Source organism: Desemzia sp. FAM 23990, assembly GCF_045528485.1.
Lineage (GTDB): Bacteria > Bacillota > Bacilli > Lactobacillales > Carnobacteriaceae > Desemzia.
Map to the genome: position 1 here is coordinate 1 of NZ_JBGQQW010000103.1, position 255 is coordinate 255.

The window sequence follows — 255 nt, forward strand, 5'->3', positions numbered from 1 at the left end:
GGCAGGTAATGGTTATTTTGATACCGAATATGATGCCCACTATCCACTTTTCTATTCGCTACTCGTGCTAATAATAAATTGATTTCTGATTTAGTTGGTGCGTTTTCATAGATGGATTCCTTCGTCTCATTGCCAAACTTCTTATTGAAAATCCTAACCCATTTCGTTAAAAAGTGATTGGCTTCCTCCATAGATTGTATTCCAGCTAATTCTAAATCTACAGGAAGTCGTGATTGAACAGTTCCGTTTAAGCGC

General features: G+C 37.3%; 1 pseudogene. It reads right to left on the reverse strand.

The window, feature by feature from the left end:
- Positions 1 to 255 (reverse strand): annotated as a pseudogene (locus ACEN4I_RS13655) (ISNCY family transposase); the annotation flags it as partial.